The organism is Parasynechococcus sp. (assembly GCF_042954245.1).
GTDB lineage: Bacteria > Cyanobacteriota > Cyanobacteriia > PCC-6307 > Cyanobiaceae > Parasynechococcus.
Map to the genome: position 1 here is coordinate 1 of NZ_JBGKDP010000253.1, position 4234 is coordinate 4234.

Genomic DNA, 4234 nt, shown 5'->3' on the forward strand with positions numbered 1-4234 from the left:
AGTATTGCCGTCAGGTTGTGCAGCGGGCCCTGCGCAAACTGCGCAAGGCGGGAATTCAAAGCGGACTCGTGGAATCCACACCCTGAACGTCGGCTCGTCCAGCTGGCATTCTACTGAGAAACTGGAGAGAGTGGATCCAACCGGTTTCCTCCGCATGACTGACCAGGCTGCGCGTACCACCGTTGAAGCTGACGTGCTTGAACGGGAGGTGATCGACGAAATCCTGCTGCTGCGTTTGTTGCAGCGGGCCGGCAGGGGTCTTGCCGCCCCAGCCCTGGAAGCCCTGGAGTTGGTACTTGACCCCGAGATGCCCTCTAGCCGCGCGGCTGACGATGCTCGCTGCCCTGAGCTATCTACTGATGCCCGCCGACCTAATTCCAGACCTGCTACCGGTGGCCGGTTTCAGTGATGATCTGGTGGCGCTTACGGCCATGGTGGGTCTGTGGAGCAATCACGTCACTCCAGCCATCCGGATGCGAGCTCGCCGCAAACTGGATCGCTGGTTTCCCCTGGCGCACTGAATCGCTGATCAATGTCTGGCTGGACCCCTGAATTTGAAGCGAATCTCACTCTGCTGCTGAAGGACTGGTTGAAGCAGCAAGGGCGCACTCAGGCCGACCTGCGTCGAAACTTGCGCGCTGTGTCGACCCGAATGCCCGCCCTGCTTGAGGTGCTGGAGCGCGAGCACAAACTGCGTGGACTGGCTGGACTAGCTGATCGGCTTTGCAGCGTTGAAGCCGAATGGCATGGCCAGCCTTCAAGCGAGGGTGCCAGTGTCGCAACAGCCGAGGACGATCCGTTCGGGCAACTTGATCTGCTTTTGCAGGAAATTCGGGACGACTGCACCGATTAGGGGCCTACACGGGCAAAGTGGTGGCTCAGATATCGCCCCGATGACGCGAAATCAACTCCTCAGCGCCTCATCGGCCCTTGCGCAAACCGAGGGGTGGCTGCGGGGATCGGGGAGCGCCACGGGCAAAGACAGCAAAATTGAAGCCGATTGCGTCACGGCAGAGGATGGCTCGGTCACTTCCGACACCAAGGTGGTCAACCCGGCCAGCGACACCAAAGCTCGCCATTACTACAACCCCTTCCACGACTGACCCCCGTGAGCGAACCCACGCATTCCAAGAGAAGTTTCCTCGCCTTTGTTGATGCTGGTGAGCGTGAAGTAGCCCGACTGCTCACCCTGATCACGGCTGTGGTGATCAGCGCCGCCATCATCCAGTTGATGGTTTCCTTGGGCTCCAAGTTGCTGACTGGGTCAGCGGCGACGTGGTTGGGCGATGACCTGATCAAGATCCTCGGCGATCTGCTCACCGTTTTGATCGCGCTGGAGGTGCTGCAAAACATCACCTGTTACCTGAGACGCCACGTGGTGCAGATTGAACTGGTTCTGGTCACCGCGCTGACGGCTGTGGCTCGAAAGGTGATCGTGTTGCCCTCCGGTGCTGAAAACAAACCCCAGCTTCTGGTGGGCCTTGGGATCGCAGTCGTCTCACTTTCAGCCGCTTACTGGTTGGTCAAGCGTGCCAACGCCACTCCCTCCCGCAAGCAACTGGGACGTAGAGAATCAGCCACCAAGCTTGATTACCAGGACTGAAGGTTGACGGACCGAAAGGAAGGCCACCTTTCCCGATGGAAAGACGGCCTAACTTACTCGTTTGTGCATGGTAATCGACCTCAATTTCAGTGTCTGATGCCTTGGAAAATCTCCTCCAGACAATGGAACTGAGACAGGAAGGTCGAAGCGTCTGGCTCAAGGCACCCTGGGGCCATCGGGTCCAGATGTGAAGCGGCTCTCCTGCAGGGCACCTACGAACGATGCAGAGGGGAGTCGACTGGCTTGACGCTCTTCATTGTCGCGCTAGACGAATCGCTTACGAATGGGTGGAAACTGTTGGAGCAGGGACCAGCAAGTCAGTCTGCTTCTGGGGTTTGCTCAGGTGGGGTGTCGGCAATCATGGGCTCCTCCGAGCTCGATACACTCACTCTCTTCAACGATGCGACCGACAGCAGTCAGCTGTCGTGCTCATTGCCTTTTGGGAGCTCCACGCCCCATCGTGGGAGTGTCTTGCCTCGACAATTTTAAGCAGCACCCCAGTGCAAGGCCAGCCAGAGGGTTCCAGGATCGGGGTCGGTGCGCTCCACCCGGTGGCGTTGATGGGGCGAAAGCAAAAGATGATCCCCAGGGCTGAGATCCACAATCCGATCGGAGTTCTGCAGCGTAACACAGGCACTCCCCCGCAACACAAGCACCCATTCGTGATCGAACTGATCCATCCATTCGTCACGGGGAGAGCGGTAGCCGTTGGATGCAATCAACAGCAGTCTCCATGTTTCGGCAGACACCAACACCTGGGTTGATTCCGCACCCGGAGGAGGGCAGGGAGTCGCCAGCAGGTTGGCTTCTCCTCCCGGCCCATGGTCACGCTCACCCCAGCGCCGACCGATGTCGAACCCCCAGGCTTGGGCCAGCTGAACAACCTGGTTGTGGTCCGCACAAGCCGCCAGCCGTTCTCGGCTGCTGGGGTCCTGCTGCACACGGTCCGCAAGGGACTGAAGTTGAGAGATCTTGCTGAGGAAACGGATCAGATCCTGTTCCGCCATAGGACGACCGCACAGCTCCAACAGTGATCCTGGCAACAGACCAATCACGGGATCGACGCAAAAGTCAGAAGATCCTGACCTTCTGTTTCATGCCATCTGCAACCAAGGCACTCAACATCGGAGATCTGGAAGGTGGATTCTCGACCTACTGCCAAGCCCTGCGTCGCCTTGTTGCCGATGGACGCGACCTCAATGCCATTCGCCGAACGGTCTGCTGGGATTACCTCAACAGATTGCACACTTCGCTTCCCAAGGATTACCGCTCTCCCGATGAACTGATCCAGCGGTACCAAAAGGACGCATCACCTGCTCAAGCAGACTGATCCAAGCCACACCATTCCTGTGCTGAGCAACCTCCTGAGCTGCTGCCTTGGTGTGTTTCTTGTTCTGCTCCTGAACCTTGGAAAGGCCGCAGCATCGCTTGCTGCCGGGCCGGACGCCAGCCCAGGCGCCCTGTTGTTCGAACAGCATTGCGCGGGATGCCACATCAACGGTGGCAACATCATTCGCCGGGGGAAAAACCTGAAGCTAAAGGCCCTCGAGCGTGAGAAGATCGCAACGGTGGCGGCCATCGCAGCCATCGCCCGGGAAGGGCGAGGCCAAATGAGCGGTTACGCCGACGTTCTCGGGAGCGATGGAGATCAGCTCGTGGCTGAATGGGTCCTGACGCAGGCTCAGAACGCCTGGACCCAGGGATAAACCTCGAGCGCCGTCCAGATTCGCTGCTTCCAATAGATATCGTCCTCAACCAGCTTGCGAACGACGTCGATGCTGTCGGCCTCGAAGATCCCGAAAACGTGGGTGCTTGCTTCGGTGGGACCAAGTGTGATCAGCGTTCCCTGTTCTTTCAAGCCTTGAAGACGAGCGAGGTGCTCATCACGATAAGGAGCACGCTTCACAAGAGCATCCGTGCAGCAAGTGCCCCACAAGACGAAACGTGCCATAACAAAGGATGAAATAACGCGGAACTTTTCAGTGAAAATGATGGCATAGCAACTCGAACAAAGGCCATATTATGAAGATTGATATCTCTCGAAAGCGATGCTCACTGGGAGCGACTTTTTTAATAAAGTCAAAGAACTGGGTGACGTCAGCAAGTCTGATCTTGTTCGTGCCTGTGGCTATGTCTCCAATAAAAAGGATGGTAGTGAGCGTCTGAATTTCACCACTTTTTACGAAGCACTGCTGGAGGCCAAAGGCATCACTCTTGGCGCGGGTGGTGTTGGCGGCGTGGGCAAAAGCGGCCGCAAGCTCAGATATGTGGCCACTGTGCACAGCAACGGCGATCTGCTCATCGACAAGGCTTACATAGTGCTACTTGAACTGAAACCGGAGAGATGAATTTGAAATCAAACTGGGTCGCAATAAATGCGTCTGACGCCGGTGGGTACCACGGACGAAGACGACGAGTGATTTAACGGTCGAAAGCAGTGCAACCCCGGCCAATGCCGGTTTTTTTCATGCCTTGAGTGGGATGGCAGCCACTTAGGGCTGATCATCGGCAGCGGCACGCAACTCAGCGCAAAAACGACCAGCTTCCTGAGCAATTTCTCCGGGCGATGCTGCCGCAATCCGTTTCACAAGTGCACTGCCCACGATCGCCCCATCGGCACCCCAGCCCCGA

7 protein-coding genes and 3 pseudogenes are annotated in these 4234 nt (G+C 57.5%); 7 read left to right on the plus strand and 3 right to left on the minus strand.

Features of this window, described 5'->3' with window-relative positions; translation table 11 throughout:
• Positions 1–154 precede the first annotated feature (154 nt).
• The 4 genes and pseudogenes from ACGVJ8_RS11600 (at position 155) to ACGVJ8_RS11615 (ending at position 1603) form a co-directional block, all read left to right on the plus strand.
• Positions 155–521, plus strand: a pseudogene (locus tag ACGVJ8_RS11600) (YkvA family protein).
• Positions 522–532: 11 nt separating this feature from the next.
• Positions 533–853 carry a hypothetical protein gene (locus tag ACGVJ8_RS11605; protein WP_392348264.1) on the plus strand — a complete coding sequence of 107 codons (321 nt, stop codon included), beginning with the start codon at positions 533–535 and terminating at the stop codon, positions 851–853.
• Between the two features lie 40 nt (positions 854–893).
• Positions 894–1103, plus strand: a complete 210-nt coding sequence (locus ACGVJ8_RS11610; RefSeq protein ID WP_392348266.1) for a hypothetical protein — start codon at positions 894–896, stop codon at positions 1101–1103.
• A gap of 5 nt (positions 1104–1108) precedes the next feature.
• A complete protein-coding gene (locus ACGVJ8_RS11615; RefSeq protein WP_392348268.1) occupies positions 1109–1603 on the plus strand; it encodes a phosphate-starvation-inducible PsiE family protein in 495 nt (164 codons plus the stop codon).
• 485 nt (positions 1604–2088) lie between these two features.
• Here ACGVJ8_RS11615 and ACGVJ8_RS11620 read toward each other — a convergent pair whose 3' ends face one another.
• A complete protein-coding gene (locus ACGVJ8_RS11620) occupies positions 2089–2610 on the minus strand; it encodes a Nif11 domain/cupin domain-containing protein (RefSeq protein ID WP_392348275.1) in 522 nt (173 codons plus the stop codon).
• Between the two features lie 89 nt (positions 2611–2699).
• Here ACGVJ8_RS11620 and ACGVJ8_RS11625 point away from each other — a divergent pair, with 89 nt between their 5' ends.
• Both ACGVJ8_RS11625 and ACGVJ8_RS11630 read left to right on the plus strand, forming a co-directional pair.
• Entirely contained in the window at positions 2700–2933 is a 234-nt protein-coding gene (locus tag ACGVJ8_RS11625) for a DUF3136 domain-containing protein (protein ID WP_392348270.1), read from the plus strand.
• Positions 2934–2952: 19 nt separating this feature from the next.
• Positions 2953–3309, plus strand: a complete 357-nt coding sequence (locus ACGVJ8_RS11630) for a c-type cytochrome (protein WP_392348272.1) — start codon at positions 2953–2955, stop codon at positions 3307–3309.
• Here ACGVJ8_RS11630 and ACGVJ8_RS11635 read toward each other — a convergent pair.
• Entirely contained in the window at positions 3285–3554 is a 270-nt protein-coding gene (locus tag ACGVJ8_RS11635; RefSeq protein WP_392348273.1) for a YciI family protein, read from the minus strand. The genes ACGVJ8_RS11630 and ACGVJ8_RS11635 overlap by 25 nt on opposite strands.
• A gap of 97 nt (positions 3555–3651) precedes the next feature.
• Between ACGVJ8_RS11635 and ACGVJ8_RS11640 the strand changes: the two are divergent.
• Positions 3652–4023, plus strand: a pseudogene (locus tag ACGVJ8_RS11640) (AbrB-like transcriptional regulator).
• A gap of 72 nt (positions 4024–4095) precedes the next feature.
• On the opposite strand, the pseudogene ACGVJ8_RS11645 reads toward ACGVJ8_RS11640, so the two are convergent.
• Positions 4096–4234, minus strand: a pseudogene (locus tag ACGVJ8_RS11645) (tryptophan synthase subunit alpha); the annotation flags it as partial.